Origin of the sequence: Dorea sp. OM07-5 (assembly GCF_003481355.1) — a bacterium.
In the GTDB taxonomy this organism is placed as follows: domain Bacteria; phylum Bacillota; class Clostridia; order Lachnospirales; family Lachnospiraceae; genus Dorea_D; species Dorea_D hominis.
In genome coordinates this window covers 68948-88388 of sequence record NZ_QUKZ01000002.1, presented here as the reverse complement: position 1 = coordinate 88388, position 19441 = coordinate 68948, and the positions used below count along the sequence as shown (strand labels likewise).

The window sequence follows — 19441 nt, the reverse complement described above, 5'->3', positions numbered from 1 at the left end:
CGTGACTGCTCCTGTTTTCCCAGAGATTTTCTTTTATTATTATTTCGTTCAGCGAACTCTTTCACACAATGTTTTGTAAATTTATTTCTGATTTTATTCTTTGAGAATGTAATTTCCATCCGCGTTTGCTTTTATGTGCGTTTGATAAAATTCCTGTATGGCACGTATCATAGAATCCACATCTTTGACACCGGCTGTCTCATATGCGGAATGCATGCCAAGCTGTGGCAGCCCGATATCAACTGTGTTCATGGACACCTGAGCCATAGCAAGATTACCAAGCGTACTGCCACCTGCTTCATCCGAACGGTTTGCGAAAAACTGTACCGGAACACCTGCTTTTTCACAGATCATCTTAAATACCGCAATACTGACCGCATCACTTGTATATTTCTGACCGGCATGTGATTTCACAACAATTCCTTCGTTCATATAAGTACAGTTCGTCGTATCTGTTTTCTGCCTGTAATTCGGATGCACAGCATGTGCATTGTCGCAGCTTAACAGAAAGCTTCCTGCAAGTGCACGGTAAAAATCTTCTTCGCTGTATCCCAGTGCTTGATTTGTGCGCCACAATACATCAAAAAGGAAGGTAGACTTGGCTCCTTGTTTCGTTCCGGAACCGACTTCTTCATTATCAAAGCAGGCAAAGACATTGATATTTTTCTGATTACCGGCTGTCAGGAATGCTTTTGCAGAAGTAAATGCACACTCTAAATCATCCAGTCTCGGACATCCAATAAATTCTTCTTCACTTCCCCAGCGTACCGCTTTCATACGGTTATATAAGAAAAGATCCATTCCATAAATATCCTCTGTTTCTACATCCAGTTCTTTTGCAATGATCGCTTTTATCTCGCCGGATTCTTTTACACTGCCGGACAGAACCGGAAGCATGTCGATCTGTTTGTTGTAGGATTTTCCATCGTTTACTTTGCGGTCCATATGAATGGCAAGACTTGGGATCATAAGCAGATCACGATTAATTTTCACTAATTTTGTTTCAATACTGTTTCCATCTTTTACCATAACACGGCCTGCCAACGAAAGCGGTCTGTCGAACCATGTAGAACAGATCATACCGCCGTATCCTTCTGTGTTGAGCACGGTATACTTTCCAGCGACATTTATCTCGATATTTTCTTTTAATTTGAATGTCGGTGAATCGCTGTGGGATGCCGTCACATGAAAGCTGTATTCATCCAAAGCATTTCCTATTTTCAATGCAATAATGCTGGAATTATTTCTTGTGACATAGTATTTTCCGTCTGGTTCCAGATGCCATTTTTCAGCTTCCTTTAATTCCTGGAATCCATCTTTATCCAGCATGGTTTTCAAATTTTGTACCGCATGGAAAGCGGTCGGTGACTGCTCTATAAAATCCGTTAATTCAGTTATCCTGTTTATTTCCATTTTATTATGCCCTCTCTAATTTTTATTATATACACATCATACAGCAGATCGCATTTTCTCACAAGGACTATTCCCAGACGCAATATATGCTTTCCTTATCTGTAAATCATTTTTATGTTTCACTTGACATCTCGCTACTATGTGTTACAATATAGTCAATAGCTACTATGTATTGTAAGGTAGTAAATAAAGAATTTGAAAAAAGGATGGTGATTACAATATGTATGACAAGTCACAGCTTATGCGCGGGACACTGGAAGGTTGTATTTTACAGATTCTGTATCGGGAAACCACTTACGGCTACCAGATTGTAACCAGCCTTACAGAGTATGGTTTTGAGGATATTAAAGAAGGAACGATTTATCCACTTCTCGTCAGATTGGAGAAGAAGAATTATATTAGTTCAACTCTGCGTCCGTCTCCTCTTGGACCAAGGCGCAAATACTATTCCATTACCGACGAAGGACTTACCTATCTGCATGGATTTATAAACTGTTGGAATCAGGTGCAGAAATCAGTAAATGAAATCTTAAATATGGAGGAATCATTATGAAACTAACAAAGGAAAATGAAAAAATTATGAGAAAAGCAAAACGATATATCCGTACGTTCCCTCTTTCTACTGAAGAGATTCGTCAGATTGAAGAGGACATTACTGGAATGGCATTAGAATCACAGGAACGAGGGGAAGATTTTATGGAGGTTATCGGAAAACCGATTCGGGAATTCTGTGAAGATCTTGTATATTCCATCGGCGGAATGCAGGCACTTGGCGGCAGAAAATTATTGCGAATCAGCGGAATCTATTTTCAGCTTTATGGACTTCTCCCAATCTCAATGGGACTGGTGGCTGTATTTGGTGGTCTTTCTGCGACGGAAATTATTTATTATAATATATTTGCAGCTTATGCTTTCTTTATGGGATATTATGCCGAACATGGCTGTAATACACCAGAAAAGGGAAATAAAATCCTTGCACTTGGACTTATTTTCCTCATATTCATAGCCGGAAATGACATTTATAATGCCATTATGAGTATTGACAGCCCGATTGAAACGGGTGATTGTATTATTTTCCTTTTCGGGTTGATATTAGATTATCCGATGACGCTTATCTATATCATCGGAGCCAGACGTAACCGAGCACACTCTCCAAATGAAATTTAATATACTGCAACGTATAATCTGCTAATGACAGATTATGCATCCGATTCAAAAAGGCGCCTAGATTGCTCTAAGCGCCTTTTTGAATCGAACAGAAAATAAAATTGCCGTAAATGTAACTGCGATCAAATCTGCGACCGGCTCTGCCATATAAACCGCTGTTGTCTGATCCGCGCGGAAGATCTGCGGAATAATATAGATAAGCGGAATCAGAAGCACGAACTTACGTACAACTGCAACGATAATGGATTCCACAGCTCTTCCAAGTGAATTAAACGCCATCTGGCAGGAAATCTGGATACCGAACAGGAACATCACTGCAAGATATACACGGAGCGCTTTTGCTGTAAATGCAACCAGTGCCGTATCTGTTGTGAAGATTCCGGCAAAAATCTGCGGGAAGAACATGACGCAGCCCCATAAAATAACTGCATAGATCATACTGATCTTTAATAGTAATAAAAAGGCGGCTTTTACACGCTTTACATTTTTTGCGCCGTAATTGTAACTCATGATTGGCTGTGCCCCCTGGCCGAATCCCTGAAGCGGAAGCATTGCAAACTGCATGACGCTTGTAAGGATTGTCATAGCTCCAACTGCCATATCTCCGCCGTATTTCTGAAGCGAAGAATTGAAGCATACCGAAATAACGCTCTCACTTGCCTGCATAATAAATGTTGCAGATCCAAGTGCAAGACACGGTAAAATTACTTTCGGTATCAGTTTCAGATTCTCTTTCCGGATACGGATAAATGTCTTCTTCCCACACAGAAAACTCACGACCCAGATGCAGGAAAGAGCCTGCGAAAGTATTGTAGCAAGCGCCGCTCCTCTCACTCCCATACCCAGTAAAAAGATAAACACAGGATCCAGGATGATATTGGCAACTGCACCAATCAAAACGGAATACATTCCAGTCTTAGCAAATCCCTGTGTCGTAATAAATGCGTTCATACCAAGTGTCAGTTCTACAAACAGCGTTCCAAGTGCATAAAGATTCATATAGCTGTTCGCATAGGGAATTGTATTTTCACTGGCACCGAATGCAAGCAGAAGATCCCGATTCCAGATAATCAAAACCGCTGTCAGTATCAGCGATACAAGAATCTGCATTGTAAAGCAGTTTCCTAAAATCTTCTCTGCCGATTCAACATCTTTCTTTCCGAGATAAATGGATGCTCTCGGCGAACCTCCATATCCGACCAGTGCCGCAAATGCAGACACGATCATAATCAGTGGCATGCAGACACCGACTCCTGTCAGTGCCGCCGCACCTACATGTGGGATATGCCCGATATAAATACGGTCCACAATATTGTACAGCATATTGATAATCTGAGCCGCTAGGGTTGGAAGCGCCAGTCTTAATAATAATTTTCCAATTGGTTCTGTTCCTAAAAATTCTTTATCTTCGTTCATGTTCTAACCTTCTGTTCTATATAATCTATATAATGTTGATGTTGTGATGTCTGCAGATAATTACGTACTATGCACTTTCACCACACCTTATCTGATATCATCTTATTTATGATACGGCTCTCCATTGATAATGCGATAACTTCTGTAAATCTGCTCCAGCAAAATGACGCGCATAAGCTGATGCGGAAATGTCATTTTGGAAAAACTGAGTGCATAGTCGGAACGCCTTAACACTTCTCTTCCAAGTCCGATCGATCCGCCGATCACGAATACCAGGTGGCTTTTCCCCTGGATTCCAAGTGTCTCGATCCGGTCTGCCAGTTCCTCGGAAGTTAACATCTTTCCGCTGATTTCCAGCGTGATGACATATGCGTCCTCTTTGATCAGCTTTAAAATCCGTTCGCCTTCTTTTTCGCGGATATTCTCTTCTACTATCTCACTTGCACCATCCGGTGTCTTCTCATCAGCAACTTCCAGAATTTCCAGTTTGCAGTAACGGCTGAGCCGTTTGCTGTATTCTGCAATTGCATCTTTCAGATATTTTTCTTTTATTTTCCCTACGGTTATCACTGTTATTTTCATAGATTTCTTATCTCTCCTTATATCTGATAGACAAAAAGTTCATGCAGCGCCCTTGTCGCACTGATGTAAGCCGCCTGCTTGTAAAGTGGATTGTCACGATGGAAAAATGCAGTGAATACCTGGTCAAATTCCAGCCCTTTTGCCAGATAAAAGGTTGTCACGGTAAGCCCTTTTTCAAACGCAGATGTATTACGGTCAATATAATGATAATTTTCTTCCCTGTCCTTCAAAATCTGACAGACGGTTAAAGCATCTTCTTCTGTCAGTGTTAAAATGGCAGCAGTCTCGTATTTTTCCAGGTTTACATCTATAAGAACCTGATCCAGCAACGCTTCTTTTGAAACAAATGTCTGTTCTGTAACACCCTGTCCATGACGCATCAGAAGTTCCAGCTCCTGATCGCCGCTCAGTGCTCTTGCATACTCTGCGATCTCGACAGTATTACGATAACTTTTATTCATCTCCAGTTTCCTTACTTTCCGGTCAAAAATCTTCGGAAGAAACCGGGTGACATCCTGTTGCTTTTCATCCATTGTCTGCATGCGGTCGCCGAGGATCGTCATTCTGCACGGGAATAACATGGCAAGAATACTGTACTGCAGATAAGAATAATCCTGCATCTCATCGATGACAAGATGTTTGACATTTTTATGCTGTGTGGCTCCGCACAGGCGGTATTTTAAATATAACATCGGATAGACATCTTCATAAGAAAGGATCCTTTTTTCATATGGCAGATCTGGTAATGTTTCATAACCTGCAAACTCCAGAAAGCGGTTATAAATATGATAAATATCACGTTCCATATACATCTGCCCTGCCTTTTCTTTCAGATATTCCTCTTCTTCCTCGGAGAGTTCCCTGCCTCTTAAAGTCACAAATTCATCTTTAAAATAATCCATGACTGCATCCATTCTTGCGAGCAGCGGTGTATTCTGGAATTTGAAATAAAAGAGAGAGATAATTTCACTCTCTGACTTAGTATATCCTTTATAAGAGATCTCTTTCAGATCAACCAGCTCTTCTTCCAAAAGTGCAAGAAATGCCTCCATCATTCCGATGATCTCCGGTGACTGTTTCAATTCATACTGCTTCTTTGCAGCTGCGTCCGGGAACTGCATCTGATGTTCCAGTTCGTCATAGCGGTCTTCACAGTCATTTACAATACTATGCAGTTCTTTGTATGCAAAAAGATCAAAGCTCATCTCCCGGATGTTTTCTTCTCCAAGTTCCGGCAGAATATGTGAAATATAATCCGAAAACACACTGTTCGGCGATAAGATCAGCACATTTGACGCTTTCAGATGTTCTCTGTCATGATACAGAAGATATGCCACACGATGAAGCGCTACCGATGTCTTGCCACTTCCTGCCACACCCTGGATCACAAGGATCTGGTCTTTGCGGTTACGGATAATTGCGTTCTGTTCCTTCTGGATCGTGCGCACAATATTCTTTAACTGTACATCGCTGTTGCTTCCAAGCTCCTGTTTTAAAATCTCATCATCAATCTTCGTATCGCTCTCAAAGGCATAGATCATTTTTCCCTTACGGATCTTATACTGCCACTTGGATGCAATCTTTCCTGTGATCGTACCGGATGGCGCCTCATAGGAAGCTTCTCCGGCATCATAATCATAGAAAAGTCCACAGACCGGCGCACGCCAGTCATAGATCAGCGGACACATACCCGCTTCCGGCGCAAAATTTCCGATTCCAATATAAAATGGCTCCGATTCGTCTTCTCCATCATAGATGAAATCCACTCGTCCAAAAAACGGGGCATCCATGAGCCTTGCAATTCTCTGCTGCATGCGCAGTTTTTCCTGATTTGCATTCACCTGATGCAAAAGTGCCTGCTGATTATCATAATCTTCATATCCATACTGGTCCATCTCGGTATAATTTTCCCAGTAATAGTCATGCATCTGGCGGATCTCCTGTTCCCCGGCAGTCAGCTCCTCTTTCAGTTCATCCATCTTTTTATGTAATTTTTCTAATACGTCTTCTAAAAAAAGTTCTCCGTCAAAGCGGATATCCTCAAGGTTCTGTCCCATAGCTGTTCGTGTCCTTTTATTTATTGTAACTTTCTGATATACAGCACTTTTATCCCAGTGCCACATCCAGAATCATCATTAATACGAATCCTGCTGCAAATCCGATGGTTCCAATATTACTGTGTTCACCTTCCGCTGCCTCCGGAATCAATTCCTCAACGACAACATAGATCATCGCCCCTGCCGCAAATGCAAGCAGATACGGCAATCCCGGTGTAATAAAAGAAGCAAATAATACAGTAATCCCACCCGCGATCGGTTCAACGATTCCAGAAAGCATACCATAGAAAAATGCCTTTCCACGTCCATTTTCACTTCTTATTGGCAGAGAGACAATAAATCCCTCCGGAAGATTCTGGATTGCAATACCAATAGACAGAGCAAATGCTCCCGCCAGAGTTATATTGGTATTGCCGCTGACGATACCGGCAAATATGGCACCGCTGGATATTCCTTCCGGAATATTATGAATCGTTACAGCAAGAATCAGCATCGTTGATTTTTTCAGACTGCATGCCGGGCCTTCTGCCTCCTCGCATCCGATGTGCAGATGTGGAATAGCCCGGTCCAGAATCAGCAAAAACAGGATTCCGATAATGAATCCAACCGCAGCCGGAAGAAATGCAAGCCTGCCCATTGACCCGCTCATTTCCATTGCAGGTATCAGAAGAGACCACACAGAGGCTGCAACCATTACTCCCGCTGCGAATCCGAGCAGCGATTTCTGGATCAACGGTTTTAATTCATTTTTCACAAAAAATACGCAAACTGCGCCAAGAGTTGTTCCGATAAAAGGAATGATAAGTCCTAAAAATACAGTCATAAATACTCCTTTCTGCTTGCTGTTTCCATCACGTCATATTTCAAAATTATACCACACCCAGAAAAAAAGACAAGGCACAGAATTACCTGTCCTTGTCTTTTCGTCTTCATAATCTTAATGATTAATGTCTGTATAAAACTTTAAGATTTTTATATGTTCTATTTGGATAATGCTTCGTGGATACCCTTTGCTCCTGCTTTACCGGCTCCCATAGCAAGGATAACTGTAGCAGCTCCTGTAACGGCATCTCCGCCGGCAAATACAAATGCTTTGGAAGTCTGTCCGTTGTCTTCTTCGGCAACGATGCATCTTCTCTTGTTTGTCTCCAGACCTTTTGTTGTAGAAGCAATCAGTGGGTTCGGAGAAGTGCCAAGAGACATGATCACTGTATCCAGGTCAATATCATACTCAGATCCAGGAATCTCAACTGGACGTCTTCTTCCGGATGCATCAGGCTCACCAAGTTCCATCTTCACAACTTTCATACCTTTCACCCAACCGTTCTCATCAACGAGAATCTCTTTCGGATTGGTAAGAAGATCAAAGATGATACCTTCTTCTTTTGCATGGTGAACTTCTTCTGCTCTTGCCGGAAGCTCTGCTTCGCTTCGACGATATACAACATGTACTTCTGCGCCAAGACGAAGTGCCGTTCTCGCAGCATCCATAGCTACGTTACCACCACCGACAACTGCAACTTTCTTGCCTGCTGCGATCGGTGTATCATAAGAATCATCAAATGCTTTCATCAGGTTACTTCTGGTCAGATATTCATTTGCAGAGAATACGCCATTTGCAGTTTCTCCTGGAATACCCATAAACATTGGAAGTCCGGCTCCTGATCCGATAAATACTGCTTCGAAGTTCTCTTCTTCCATTAACTGGTCAATCGTTGTAGATTTACCGATTACAACGTTTGTCTCGAACTTAACACCGAGTTCTTTTACTTTCTCAATCTCTTTCTTAACAACTTTCTGCTTTGGAAGACGGAATTCAGGAATACCATATACAAGCACACCCCCGAGTTCGTGAAGTGCCTCAAATACAGTTACTTCATATCCTAATTTGGCAAGATCTCCTGCGCAGGTAAGTCCGGACGGACCGGAACCGATCACTGCAACTTTGTGACCATTGGTCTTCTCAGCTTTTTCAGGTTTAATATCATGTTCCAGTGCATAATCTGCAACGAATCTTTCCAGTTTACCTATAGATACGGCGTCGCCTTTGATTCCACGAATACATTTGCACTCACACTGTGATTCCTGTGGACATACACGTCCGCAGATTGCAGGAAGTGCAGAAGACTCACCGATTACTTTATATGCGCCTTCGATATCTCCTTCTTTTACTTTTGAGATAAATCCCGGAATGTTGATCGATACTGGACATCCCTGGATACATCTTGCATTCTTACAGTTCAGGCAACGTGTAGCTTCTTCCATTGCCTCTTCCTGATTATATCCATAACAAACTTCTTCGAAATTCGTAGCTCTTACTTTTGGATCCTGTTCTCTGACAGGCACTCTTTTTAATACATCTGCCATTAGTTCTCACCTCCGCACTGGCCACATCCACCGTGATGGGTGTCACCTTCCTGTAATTTTAACATCGCACGACCTTCCTGTGTCTTATACATCTGCTGTCTCTTCATAGCGTTGTCAAAATCAACGAGATGTCCGTCAAATTCCGGTCCGTCTACGCATGCGAATTTTACTTCTCCGCCTACAATCAGACGACAGGCTCCACACATACCGGTTCCGTCTACCATGATCGGATTCATACTTACAACTGTCGGGATCTCCAGTTTCTTTGTAAGCAGGCATACGAATTTCATCATGATCATTGGTCCGATTGCGATACAGACATCGTATTTGTTGCCTTCTTCTACAAGCTGTTCGATCTTTGTTGTAACCATACCTGCATGACCATAAGATCCATCATCTGTACATGGATAATAATTTCCTGCAGCTGCCTCCATCTGGTCTTCCAGAATTAAGAGGTCTTTTGTCTTGGAGCCGATGATAACATCCACATCGATTCCATGCTCTTTCATCCATTTTACCTGTGGGTATACCGGTGCGGCTCCGACACCACCACCGACAAATAAGATTTTCTTCTTTTTCAGTTCTTCCAGATCTTCATGAATAAATTCAGATGGACATCCAAGCGGTCCTGTGAAATCGCGGAAATAATCTCCGGCTTTCATCTCTGTCATCTTTGTTGTAGATGCTCCTACCGGCTGGAATACAATTGTAATCGTTCCGGCTTCTCTGTCATAATCACAAATTGTAAGTGGAATACGTTCCCCTTTTTCATCCATCTTAACGATAACGAACTGTCCCGGTTCACAGTGACGTGCAACACGTGGAGCTTCGACATCCATAAGATAAATGTTCGCAGCCAATTTCTCAGCTTTCAATATCTTGTACATCTTTCTTCCTCCTCGAATATAATCCTTTTATCATAATAAAATATTTTTAGAAAAATAGCAAGCAATACATCCTGTTTTTGTACAATTGTTTTGCAGTAATTCTCTTCTTTTGACTATTTATTATAATTATATACTTATAGATAAACATTTAACATTCATCAAATGCAGCCTGACGGACACATAAATGTTATATTTTTTATATTGCCCTGACGGCGATAAAAGAAGGAAGCGGAGTCAGGTTCCGCTTCCTTCCTTATGTATGGTAATTGGAAAAATGCCGAATTAAAAGTCAACTTCTGTTCCGTAATAAATGCATGTAAATAACTTTTCCATTGTTGCCGGATCGATGGCTCTTGGGTTAGATCCTGTACAGGCATCACCAACAGCATTTTCAGCGATTGTAGCAATCTTCTCTTTGAATTCATCTTCTTTGATTCCGAACTCTTTTAATGTTGCCGGAATGTTAAGTTTTACATTGAATGCCTGGATCTTCTCACACAAACTATTGATCAGTGCCTTTTCTGAAGCTCCCGGAAGTCCTACTTTACGTGCGATCTCCGCATAACGTTTTGCTGCGATCGGATCTTTTGCATTGTATTTGATTACATATGGCAGATACATTGCATTCGCAAGACCATGTGTGATATGACCGGTTGAGAAGACTGCACCCGTCTTATGTGCCATAGAGTGGACAATTCCAAGTAATGCATTGGAAAATGCCATTCCTGCGAGACACTGTGCGTCATGCATCTGTGCTCTTGCTTCCATATTTCCGTTGTAAGATGCCGGCAGGTAATCGAATACCATTTCAATTGCCTGGATTGCAAGTGGATCTGTATATACACAGTTCAGAGTAGATACATAAGCTTCAATCGCATGTGTCAGTGCATCCATTCCTGTATATGCAACCTGTTTTGCCGGAAGTCCTTCTACCAGTTCTGAATCAACGATTGCTACATCTGGTGTGATATTGAAATCTGCCAGAGGGTATTTGATTCCTTTTGCATAATCTGTGATAACGGAGAATGCCGTAACCTCTGTTGCCGTTCCCGATGTAGACGGAATCGCTGCAAATTTTGCTTTCTGTCTTAATTCCGGGAAACTGAACGGTGTGATCAGATCTTCAAATGTAATGTCCGGATATTCATAAAATGCCCACATTGCTTTTGCAGCATCGATTGGTGATCCTCCACCCATAGCAACGATCCAGTCCGGTTCGAACTCCTGCATTGCTTTTGCACCTTTCATTACAGTTTCTACAGATGGATCAGGTTCTACACCTTCAAACAACTGGACTTCCATACCAGCTTCTTTCAAATAACCGACAGCCTTGTCCAGAAATCCCTGTCGCTTCATAGAACCGCCGCCTACTACGAGGATTGCTTTTTTACCTTTTAAATTCTTAAGTTCTTCCAAACATCCTTTGCCGTGATATACGTCTCTTGGTAATGTAAATCTTGCCATTGTTCGCATCTCCTTTTCTTAAGATATATTATTTTGTTAATTCTTTAACACAATTATATATCTGTTAAAAAAATAACGCAATAGTTTTTTTATGACTTTTTGTACTTATTTTCGTACAATCTTTTTTCATATCGTCATAACAAAATAGAATGTGCCAAGGCATTTTCTTGCGATGAGCGCTGTTGCTTTTACACTCTGCCCTTTCACGTGAGTGCGCATCCTTCCGGAGAGTTTTTACGTAGTAGAAACGAAACTATTACACAAAAAAAGGACACATGATAAGCTTCACTTTCCATGTGTCCCTGCTCATTTCTTATATTATCTTTTTGCTTTATTCTGACATCGGTCCTACTCAGAAGCTCCTCCCTTTCCGGTGATCACACGGTTGGAACGGCTTCCGGTTGTTGTATCTGTTCCCAATCCGTCAGTATTACTGTCGGACGTAGATATATCCGAAGAATCGCTGTTGCTTCCGGATATATTGGATGAGGTATCTGAATTGCCCTTCGAGCTGCTGAGATCCAGCACGTAATTACGTGTTGTAACACCACTTGAACGTCCGTCACTGTTTACAAGAATCGCCTTAAACAATGTCTCGCCCTCCGGCATCTTAATCGGCCCGGTATATTTCTTTGAGGATGTTGTCGGTGTCTTTCCATTCATCGTATAGTATGCCGTATATCCATCCGGTACTTTAATTTCAATCGTCTGACTACTTTCGTACTGTCCGGTAGACGGTGAAATAGCCGGTGCTTCCTCAATCGGGAACACAATCTTATACACCTTCTGTGCAGTGCTGCTCGGTATCCCTTTTTTATTGACAGCAATTGCACGCACGTCATTTTCCCCTTCTTCAAGCTGAATCGGTTCTTTGTATTTGTCGCTGTCAAATGTCGGATCCGTTCCATCGGTTGTATAATAAATCGTCATTCCTTTACCGGCGGTAAGTGTCACCTGCTGTACATCATCATATGTCTTTTTATCATCCAGACTGTATGTTGGTCTGTCAATATCATATTCTGACAACTGTTCCTGTACAGAATCATCAGCGTCATCGAAAAGTTCCGGAATCTTAAGTGTCTGGTCTGTATCCAGATAAAACTGGAAACAGGCATCATAAAGGTCCGCATTTCCTGACTGCGTATCAATCGCGTCCAGGAATACATTCTCTGCCTTGTCATCTTCATCCTGACCGAGATATGTCTTTGCAAGACCGCTATAAGCCTCCGGCCGTTGCTTATTCTTTTTGATCGCTCTTTTAAAATAACTTTCCGCTTTTGAATATTCCTGATTCTTAAGTGCATTATTACCACTTCTTACAATTCCCGTATAGGAATTGATATAAAGTGCATAACTGATACCAGCGATCGCAGCAATACAAAGAATAAGAACAAGAATGACAATCCGGCGCTTTCTCCTAAGTCTTGCCATCTTCTGTTCTTTCTTCTTACGACTCACAGACCTTTTACCGCCTCCGGTACGGTCTGCGATCTGACCGGTACGTCCGGTTCTGCCTGTATTTCCTGTTCTTCCGGTCTGGCGAAGCACCGTAGTTTTACCGGTTGCCCGGATAGATGTATCGCCCGTCACACGCGTATTCATCGTTCGTCTTGTCGTGCGGGCAGATACTCCTGTTATTCTACCGGTTGCGCCAGATCTTCCGCTGGTACGTCCACCCGTATTACTTCGGACATCCACCCGGGTACGGTCATATGCCAGATAATCCGGATCTTCTTTCCCTTCATTTTGTTCATCTATCGAAAACCGAACCTGCTCGGTTAACATATCATCAAGAGGATTATAATCAGGAACAATACGGACTTCATTCCCACATGCATCACAATACAACACACCATCCGGTATCTCATGTCCGCAGAATTTACATTTCATGATTCATCATGTCCTCCTCCCTGTATATTTTCTCGAAACTCCACTATTATACTTCAAAGTTTTTCTGCTTGCAACTGGAAACTTATGATTTTTTTGTAATATACTGCTCAAATTCCTCCGCAGACATCAAAATCTTTCGTGGTTTCGTGCCTTCTTCGCCGCCTACAACTCCGGCTTCACAAAGCTGATCCATAATGCGCGCTGCACGATTAAATCCAATCTTAAACGTACGCTGCAACATACCAATAGACGCCTTGTCCTTTTCAATGATCAGTCTTCCGGCCTCTATAAAATGCACATCCGTCTCCCCGGTATCTGCACTTCCGATGCTTCCACTTCCGATCTCCGAAGTATTCACATGGTTTACAACGTTTTCATCATATCCGGAATCATCATTATGTGATTTCAGATACTCCACAACATCCTGCACTTCTTTATCTGTTACAAACGCACCCTGTACTCTGGCTGGTTTCTGATAACCGGACGGGTAGAAAAGCATATCACCTTTTCCAAGCAGTTTCTCTGCTCCGTTCATATCGATGATTGTTCTGGAATCAACACCGGATGATACGGAAAATGCAATTCTTGACGGCATATTTGCCTTGATCAGTCCGGTAATAACATTTACGGATGGACGCTGTGTTGCAACAACCAGATGGATTCCGGCTGCACGGGCAAGCTGCGCCAGACGGCAGATTGCTTCTTCTACATCTCCCGGCGCTACCATCATCAGATCTGCAAGCTCATCTACGATAATGACAATCTGTGGCATCAGAACCGGTTTTGCCGGTTCACCCTCAGCTGGTTCCGGCATTGCTTCTACTTTCGCATTGTAGCCTTTCATATCACGTACATTGTATTCTGCGAATGCCTGATATCTTCGCGTCATCTCTGCAACCGCCCAGTTAAGAGCACCTGCTGCTTTCTTCGGATCGGTCACAACCGGAATCATCAGATGCGGAATCCCGTTATATACACTTAACTCTACAACTTTCGGATCAATCATGATAAGCTTCACTTCATCTGGTCTTGCTTTATATAAAATACTCATAATGATTGTGTTGATGCAGACAGATTTACCGGAACCGGTTGCACCTGCGATCAGAAGATGTGGCATCTTCGCAATATCCGTCACAACAACTTTGCCACCGATATCTTTTCCAGCTGCAAATGAAATATTTGACGGACTGTTCTGGAACTCTCCTGTCTCCAGCAAATCACGGAGCATAACTGCGGAATTTTCCTTATTCGGAACTTCAATTCCGACTGCCGCTTTTCCGGGAATCGGCGCCTCGATACGAATGTCTGCCGCTGCAAGATTCAGTTTGATATCATCGGCAAGCCCAACAATCTTGCTAACTTTAACCCCCATCTCCGGCTGTAACTCGTACCGTGTTACCGCAGGGCCGCAGCTTACATTCGTCACTGTAACCTGGACTCCGAAATTCTGCAGTGTCTGCTGTAACTTCATTGCGGTCTCTCTAAGGCTTGCATCAGATTCTCCACCTTTATTCTTTCCTCGTTTCAAAAGTGAGATTGGTGGGAACTGATATGCTTTCTTTGATTTTCTCTCTCCGGAAGCAACCGTAGCCGCAACCTGTGCAGTCTCCTTCGCCAGTTCTGCAGCCGCTTCACGTGTTTTGCGTCTGCGCGGTTTCTCTTCCTGAACATCTGCGTCTGCCACTGACGGCATCTCATTCTTATCAGCCGGCATAGACGCATCATCCCCGCGGTGGATCACGAACTGTGGTTCTGCTGAAACTTCATGCATATCTTCGTGTGCCGGTGTTTGTCCGCCGCCAAGTGTTGTATCAAACGAAACACCTTCCACATGCTTCTCACTGCGCTTACTTTTTCCGACACTCTTTGGTGGTTTCTCTGCCTGGAATTTCTTCTGTTCTAGCACTTCTTTTGCTTTCTGTTCACGCAGTCGCTCCCGCTCTTTACTGCGTTCTTCCCGGCGCTCTTTTGCAATCTTCCTTCTTCTGGCAGAATCTTCTTTTGCTTTGCCGTATGCTCGGTCTCCACTTTCTTTTACTCCCTTAAGCAAAGACTTTCCAGTCATAATGACAAAACAAATGATCATGAAAATAAGAACAACAACATATGTACCTGCGACTCCGATAACCGGTGCCAGTACATTCGTAATCTTTTCGCCGATGATACCTCCGATCTTGTCCACCAATTCCAGAAGTGCGCAGGTCAGGACAACAAATATAAGTCCTGCCGCTGTCTTTAAATATGCATTTACATTCCCTTTGTTTGAGATAAGAAATGCAACAATTCCAAATAATAGAAACGGAACTACATAGGCAACTGCTCCAAATGCATAATATAATCCGTGGGAAGCCTTTGCTCCCGCCGAGCCACCCAGGCCGAAATTACTGAGCATGATCAGAATGCTGACTGCCAGTGTCAGCCAGATTGTCACTTCATCCCGCAGGAAACTCTGTTCCTGTTTTTTCTTTTTGGTCTGCCTTGTACTCCTCTTTTTCCTTGACTTTGCAGCCATTTATATTCCCCCTTATTCTTGGCAATACTATTATTAGTATAGCATTATTAAGAAGGGATGTCATTACGTTATTTTGCTCTTTTTTGCTTCTCCTGCGCGATCATTTCATGCAGTTTGCCAAGTGCATCCTTAAGACCCCCAACCGCATCGATCAGACCTTCCCTCACAGCATCTTCACCTTCCAGCAAAGTACCGACATCTTTTACAAGTTCTGTAGGATTGAGCATTAATTTTTCAATTCTCTCCTGACTCATTTTCGAATGATCTGAAAGAAATCGGGTGATCCGATCCTGTGTTTTCAGCATATTGCGAAGGCTCTGTTCCACGCCGATAAACATGCCGTTCGTACGCACCGGATGAACAACCATCGTGCCGCTTGGAACAATAAAAGAATATCTGGCTGATACTGCAAGCGGTCCGCCGATAGAATGGCTGCCTCCAAGAACAAGCGATACGGTAGGCTTGCTGAGCGATGCGATCATCTCTGCAATAGAAAGCCCCGCTTCCACGTCACCGCCCAGTGTGTGCAGAAGCACAAGCAGTCCATCAATCTCTTCGCTGTCTTCTATTTCCGCAAGCACCGGGAGAAGATGCTCATATTTCGTTGCCTTTGTATTGCCTGATACTGCCTCATGACCTTCGATCTCGCCAATAATCGTCAGTAATTTAATCCTGTCTTTCTGTTTATTTGTTCCCAGATCAAGACTCCCCATTTCTTTGATCTGTTCTCTCTCTTCTGACTGCTTCTGATCCATAAAAAACACCTCCATACTTCTTTATTGTTAGTATGAAGGTGTCCTGTTATTTTTATTCGTAAATCAGAAAATTAAGCCTGCTCAAGAGCCTGTGCAAGATCCGCAATAATATCTTCTGCATTCTCGATTCCGACGCTGAAACGGATCAGATCCGGCTGTACGCCAGCTTCTTTAAGTTCCTCATCATTCATCTGTCTATGTGTGTGGCTTGCCGGATGCAGTACACAACTTCTCGCATCCGCTACATGTGTCACGATCGCGATCATCTTCAGGCTGTCCATCATGCGTACAGCAGCATCTCTTCCGCCTTTTAAGCCGAATGTGATTACACCACAGGTTCCGTTCGGCATATACTTGGATGCCAGATCGTAGTATTTGTCACCTGGCATGGACGGGCAGCAAACCCATGCAACCTTTTCGTGGTTTTTCAGATATTCAGCTGCTTTTAAAGCATTCTCACAATGTCTCGGTACACGCAGATGTAAAGTCTCCAGTCCGATATTCAGAAGAAATGCATTCTGCGGTGCCTGGATTGAACCAAGGTCACGCATTAACTGAGACGTTGCTTTTGTAATATAGGCGCCTTTTCCAAATCTCTCTGTATAGACAATTCCATGATACGTCTCATCCGGCGCAGTCAGTCCCGGGAATTTGTCTTTGTGCGCTTCCCAGTCAAAATTACCACTGTCTACGATTGCCCCACCGACACAGGATGCATGTCCATCCATGTACTTTGTTGTAGAATGTGTAACGATATCTGCTCCCCACTCAAACGGGCGGCAGTTGACTGGAGTTGCAAATGTATTATCCACGATAAATGGAACTCCATGTGAATGTGCAGCTTTGGCAAATTTCTCCAGATCAAGTACAACAAGCGCCGGATTGGCGATCGTCTCACCGAATACAACTTTTGTATTCTCCTGGAATGCTGCATTTAACTCTTCTTCGGAACATTCCGGATCAACAAATGTTGCATCCACACCCATTTTCTTAATCGTATGGGCATACAGGTTATAGGTGCCTCCATAAAGCGCAGATGCGCATACGATATGGTCTCCTGCTTCTACAATATTCATAATTGCGTAAAAGTTTGCAGCCTGTCCGGATGAAGTCAGCATTGCGGCAACACCGCCTTCCAGATCACAGATCTTTGCTGCTACGGCATCATTTGTCGGATTCTGCAGACGTGTATAAAAATATCCGGATTCCTCCAGATCAAACAGTCTGCCCATCTGCTCACTGCTGTTATACTTAAATGTTGTGCTCTGATAAATCGGAAGCACTCTCGGTTCCCCATTTCCCGGTTCATAACCGGACTGAATACATTTGGTTTCCAGTTTGTAATCACTCATTTCCTTTTCCTCCTGACTATACCTTATAATATTCTGATATTTAGATATACTGCATTTTAAGATTCTGTACCATCTGCATATATAATGCCTGGCACTGTGCTTTCTTCCCTTGCTCGATCAGTTGCACGCATGGTAGCAAATATTTACAATACAGTTGCTTATAGATGGCAGCTGCATCTTTCTGCATATTTAAAATCATCACAATTCCCGGCGCAACCTCATAGTAGTCCTTTATAATACTACGTCCTTCATCCGTCCGCATCAGATATTCATCTCGGAATCTGCGCATCACTTGCATTTCATAGCAGTCGTCTTCTTTCTGCATATGTTCACACACTGCTGTAGTGATATAACATAGTTTGCTGCGAAATCCTTCCGCAATATCATCATAAGAAGAATGAGAAAGTGTTAAGGATGTAACCTTCTTCTCATTCCATACTTCTACAATGCGACGGGACAATTTCTCGCAGTCTTCATTTCTGGAGTAATTCAGAAACGGAATAACATATACTGCCATATTCATATTATAATCTACACCCAGACGCTCTCTGTTTTTTTTCGCTTCTTTCTGCATCTTATCATATGCATAAGCTGGAATCACCTGCGAAAGTTTTTCTATTAGCGCATCTTTCTCCTCATCTTCTGTCTCAGCTAAAAGCTGCTCAAGACTTACAAGTACAGGGCGGTATTTCAAATATCCTTTTTCAAAAACTCCGTTGTATGTTTTTCTGCGAAAGCCTTTGACATGTGTCAACATCTCGTCAAACAGCTCTTGCAGTGTCTTTTCTATATTGTCCATGCTTCTCCTCCGAAGTTTCCAGATATCCTATTCATCCCAGTTGTGATATACATCCTGTACATCATCGTCATCATCCAGCATATCCAGTGTCTTCTGAATGCTTGCAATATCTTTTGCATCTGTCAGTTCTACATATGTCTGCGGGATCATAGTTACTTCTGCGGAAGCCATAGCGATTCCTGCATCTTCAAGAGACTGACGTACTTCACTGAATGTATCCGGATCTGTAACAACTTCATAGCTGTCTTCCTCTTCTATAAAATCATCTGCACCCGCATCCAGTGCCTGCATCATCAGCTCATCTGCGTCCCCTTCGTATTCCTCTTTATCAATGATAATCTGACCTTTGCGGTCAAACATGAAGGATACACATCCAGGAGTTCCGACATTACCGTTTCCTTTAGTAAATGCATTCTTAACATTCGTAGCTGTACGGTTTCTGTTATCTGTCAGTGTCTCTACAATAATAGCTGTTCCGTTTGGTCCATATCCTTCATATGTAATATGCTCATAATTCGCTGCATTGGCATCTCCGGATGCTTTCTTGATATTTCTGTCGATTGTATCATTCGGCATATTATTAGCTTTTGCTTTAGCAATAACATCACGAAGTCTGCTGTTATTAGCAGGATCTGAACTTCCTCCTTCTTTTACTGCAACGGCAAGCTCTTTACCGATTTTTGTAAAAATCTTTCCCTTTGCTGCATCATTTTTCTCTTTCTTATGTTTGATATTGGCAAATTTTGAATGTCCAGACATAAATCTTATCTCTCCTTGTAT

General features: G+C 42.7%; 16 protein-coding genes. 2 read left to right on the top strand and 14 right to left on the bottom strand.

Annotated elements, in window-relative coordinates; genetic code table 11:
• Nucleotides 1-93: 93 nt before the first annotated feature.
• On the bottom strand, nt 94-1413 hold the full coding sequence (locus tag DXC04_RS02195) for a M18 family aminopeptidase (RefSeq protein WP_021861023.1): 1320 nt from the start codon (nt 1411-1413) through the stop codon (nt 94-96).
• 220 nt (nt 1414-1633) lie between these two features.
• Between DXC04_RS02195 and DXC04_RS02190 the strand changes: the two genes are divergently transcribed.
• The gene (locus tag DXC04_RS02190) at nt 1634-1966 is read left to right on the top strand and encodes a PadR family transcriptional regulator (protein WP_117537206.1); all 333 of its coding nucleotides are present in this window, start codon (nt 1634-1636) and stop codon (nt 1964-1966) included.
• Nucleotides 1963-2580: a hypothetical protein gene (locus tag DXC04_RS02185; protein WP_117537207.1), complete on the top strand. Its 618-nt coding sequence runs from the start codon at nt 1963-1965 to the stop codon at nt 2578-2580. Before DXC04_RS02190 ends, DXC04_RS02185 begins: the two co-directional genes overlap by 4 nt.
• Before the next feature lie 57 nt (nt 2581-2637).
• Here DXC04_RS02185 and DXC04_RS02180 read toward each other — a convergent pair whose 3' ends face one another.
• The 13 genes from DXC04_RS02180 to DXC04_RS02120 form a co-directional block, all read right to left on the bottom strand.
• Complete coding sequence (locus DXC04_RS02180) at nt 2638-3996, bottom strand: MATE family efflux transporter (protein ID WP_118659742.1); 1359 nt, start codon at nt 3994-3996, stop codon at nt 2638-2640.
• Between the two features lie 102 nt (nt 3997-4098).
• Nucleotides 4099-4578 (bottom strand): 23S rRNA (pseudouridine(1915)-N(3))-methyltransferase RlmH, encoded by a 480-nt coding sequence (rlmH, locus tag DXC04_RS02175; RefSeq protein WP_021861027.1) that lies wholly within the window; start codon nt 4576-4578, stop codon nt 4099-4101.
• 17 nt (nt 4579-4595) lie between these two features.
• On the bottom strand, nt 4596-6635 hold the full coding sequence (locus DXC04_RS02170; protein ID WP_118659890.1) for a HelD family protein: 2040 nt from the start codon (nt 6633-6635) through the stop codon (nt 4596-4598).
• A 49-nt stretch (nt 6636-6684) separates the two neighbouring features.
• Nucleotides 6685-7458 (bottom strand): ZIP family metal transporter, encoded by a 774-nt coding sequence (locus DXC04_RS02165; RefSeq protein ID WP_021861029.1) that lies wholly within the window; start codon nt 7456-7458, stop codon nt 6685-6687.
• A gap of 158 nt (nt 7459-7616) precedes the next feature.
• A complete protein-coding gene (gltA, locus tag DXC04_RS02160) occupies nt 7617-9002 on the bottom strand; it encodes an NADPH-dependent glutamate synthase (protein ID WP_021861030.1) in 1386 nt (461 codons plus the stop codon).
• On the bottom strand, nt 9002-9889 hold the full coding sequence (locus DXC04_RS02155; RefSeq protein ID WP_021861031.1) for a sulfide/dihydroorotate dehydrogenase-like FAD/NAD-binding protein: 888 nt from the start codon (nt 9887-9889) through the stop codon (nt 9002-9004). The genes gltA and DXC04_RS02155 overlap by 1 nt, the downstream gene beginning before the upstream one ends.
• 282 nt (nt 9890-10171) lie before the next feature.
• A complete protein-coding gene (locus DXC04_RS02150; protein ID WP_021861032.1) occupies nt 10172-11353 on the bottom strand; it encodes an iron-containing alcohol dehydrogenase in 1182 nt (393 codons plus the stop codon).
• 348 nt (nt 11354-11701) lie between these two features.
• Complete coding sequence (locus DXC04_RS02145) at nt 11702-13243, bottom strand: chitobiase/beta-hexosaminidase C-terminal domain-containing protein (RefSeq protein ID WP_118519341.1); 1542 nt, start codon at nt 13241-13243, stop codon at nt 11702-11704.
• A gap of 82 nt (nt 13244-13325) precedes the next feature.
• Nucleotides 13326-15755, bottom strand: coding sequence for an FtsK/SpoIIIE family DNA translocase (locus DXC04_RS02140; protein ID WP_118519340.1), 2430 nt, complete (start codon nt 15753-15755; stop codon nt 13326-13328).
• A gap of 68 nt (nt 15756-15823) precedes the next feature.
• Nucleotides 15824-16510: a ClpP family protease gene (locus DXC04_RS02135; protein WP_118519339.1), complete on the bottom strand. Its 687-nt coding sequence runs from the start codon at nt 16508-16510 to the stop codon at nt 15824-15826.
• Between the two features lie 71 nt (nt 16511-16581).
• Nucleotides 16582-17862, bottom strand: a complete 1281-nt coding sequence (locus DXC04_RS02130) for an O-acetylhomoserine aminocarboxypropyltransferase/cysteine synthase family protein (RefSeq protein ID WP_117537210.1) — start codon at nt 17860-17862, stop codon at nt 16582-16584.
• 40 nt (nt 17863-17902) lie between these two features.
• Complete coding sequence (locus DXC04_RS02125; RefSeq protein ID WP_243112081.1) at nt 17903-18661, bottom strand: CFI-box-CTERM domain-containing protein; 759 nt, start codon at nt 18659-18661, stop codon at nt 17903-17905.
• Between the two features lie 27 nt (nt 18662-18688).
• The gene (locus tag DXC04_RS02120; RefSeq protein WP_117537212.1) at nt 18689-19420 is read right to left on the bottom strand and encodes a YebC/PmpR family DNA-binding transcriptional regulator; all 732 of its coding nucleotides are present in this window, start codon (nt 19418-19420) and stop codon (nt 18689-18691) included.
• Nucleotides 19421-19441: the final 21 nt, after the last annotated feature.

What these genes read in the sequence shown, in the direction of transcription:
- DXC04_RS02195 (WP_021861023.1), bottom strand. Translation starts at nt 1,413, where the DNA reads ATGGAAATAAACAGGATAACTGAATTAACGGATTTTATAGAGCAGTCA.
- DXC04_RS02190 (WP_117537206.1), top strand. Translation starts at nt 1,634, where the DNA reads ATGTATGACAAGTCACAGCTTATGCGCGGGACACTGGAAGGTTGTATT.
- DXC04_RS02185 (WP_117537207.1), top strand. Translation starts at nt 1,963, where the DNA reads ATGAAACTAACAAAGGAAAATGAAAAAATTATGAGAAAAGCAAAACGA.
- DXC04_RS02180 (WP_118659742.1), bottom strand. Translation starts at nt 3,996, where the DNA reads ATGAACGAAGATAAAGAATTTTTAGGAACAGAACCAATTGGAAAATTA.
- rlmH (WP_021861027.1), bottom strand. Translation starts at nt 4,578, where the DNA reads ATGAAAATAACAGTGATAACCGTAGGGAAAATAAAAGAAAAATATCTG.
- DXC04_RS02170 (WP_118659890.1), bottom strand. Translation starts at nt 6,635, where the DNA reads ATGGGACAGAACCTTGAGGATATCCGCTTTGACGGAGAACTTTTTTTA.
- DXC04_RS02165 (WP_021861029.1), bottom strand. Translation starts at nt 7,458, where the DNA reads ATGACTGTATTTTTAGGACTTATCATTCCTTTTATCGGAACAACTCTT.
- gltA (WP_021861030.1), bottom strand. Translation starts at nt 9,002, where the DNA reads ATGGCAGATGTATTAAAAAGAGTGCCTGTCAGAGAACAGGATCCAAAA.
- DXC04_RS02155 (WP_021861031.1), bottom strand. Translation starts at nt 9,889, where the DNA reads ATGTACAAGATATTGAAAGCTGAGAAATTGGCTGCGAACATTTATCTT.
- DXC04_RS02150 (WP_021861032.1), bottom strand. Translation starts at nt 11,353, where the DNA reads ATGGCAAGATTTACATTACCAAGAGACGTATATCACGGCAAAGGATGT.
- DXC04_RS02145 (WP_118519341.1), bottom strand. Translation starts at nt 13,243, where the DNA reads ATGAAATGTAAATTCTGCGGACATGAGATACCGGATGGTGTGTTGTAT.
- DXC04_RS02140 (WP_118519340.1), bottom strand. Translation starts at nt 15,755, where the DNA reads ATGGCTGCAAAGTCAAGGAAAAAGAGGAGTACAAGGCAGACCAAAAAG.
- DXC04_RS02135 (WP_118519339.1), bottom strand. Translation starts at nt 16,510, where the DNA reads ATGGATCAGAAGCAGTCAGAAGAGAGAGAACAGATCAAAGAAATGGGG.
- DXC04_RS02130 (WP_117537210.1), bottom strand. Translation starts at nt 17,862, where the DNA reads ATGAGTGATTACAAACTGGAAACCAAATGTATTCAGTCCGGTTATGAA.
- DXC04_RS02125 (WP_243112081.1), bottom strand. Translation starts at nt 18,661, where the DNA reads ATGGACAATATAGAAAAGACACTGCAAGAGCTGTTTGACGAGATGTTG.
- DXC04_RS02120 (WP_117537212.1), bottom strand. Translation starts at nt 19,420, where the DNA reads ATGTCTGGACATTCAAAATTTGCCAATATCAAACATAAGAAAGAGAAA.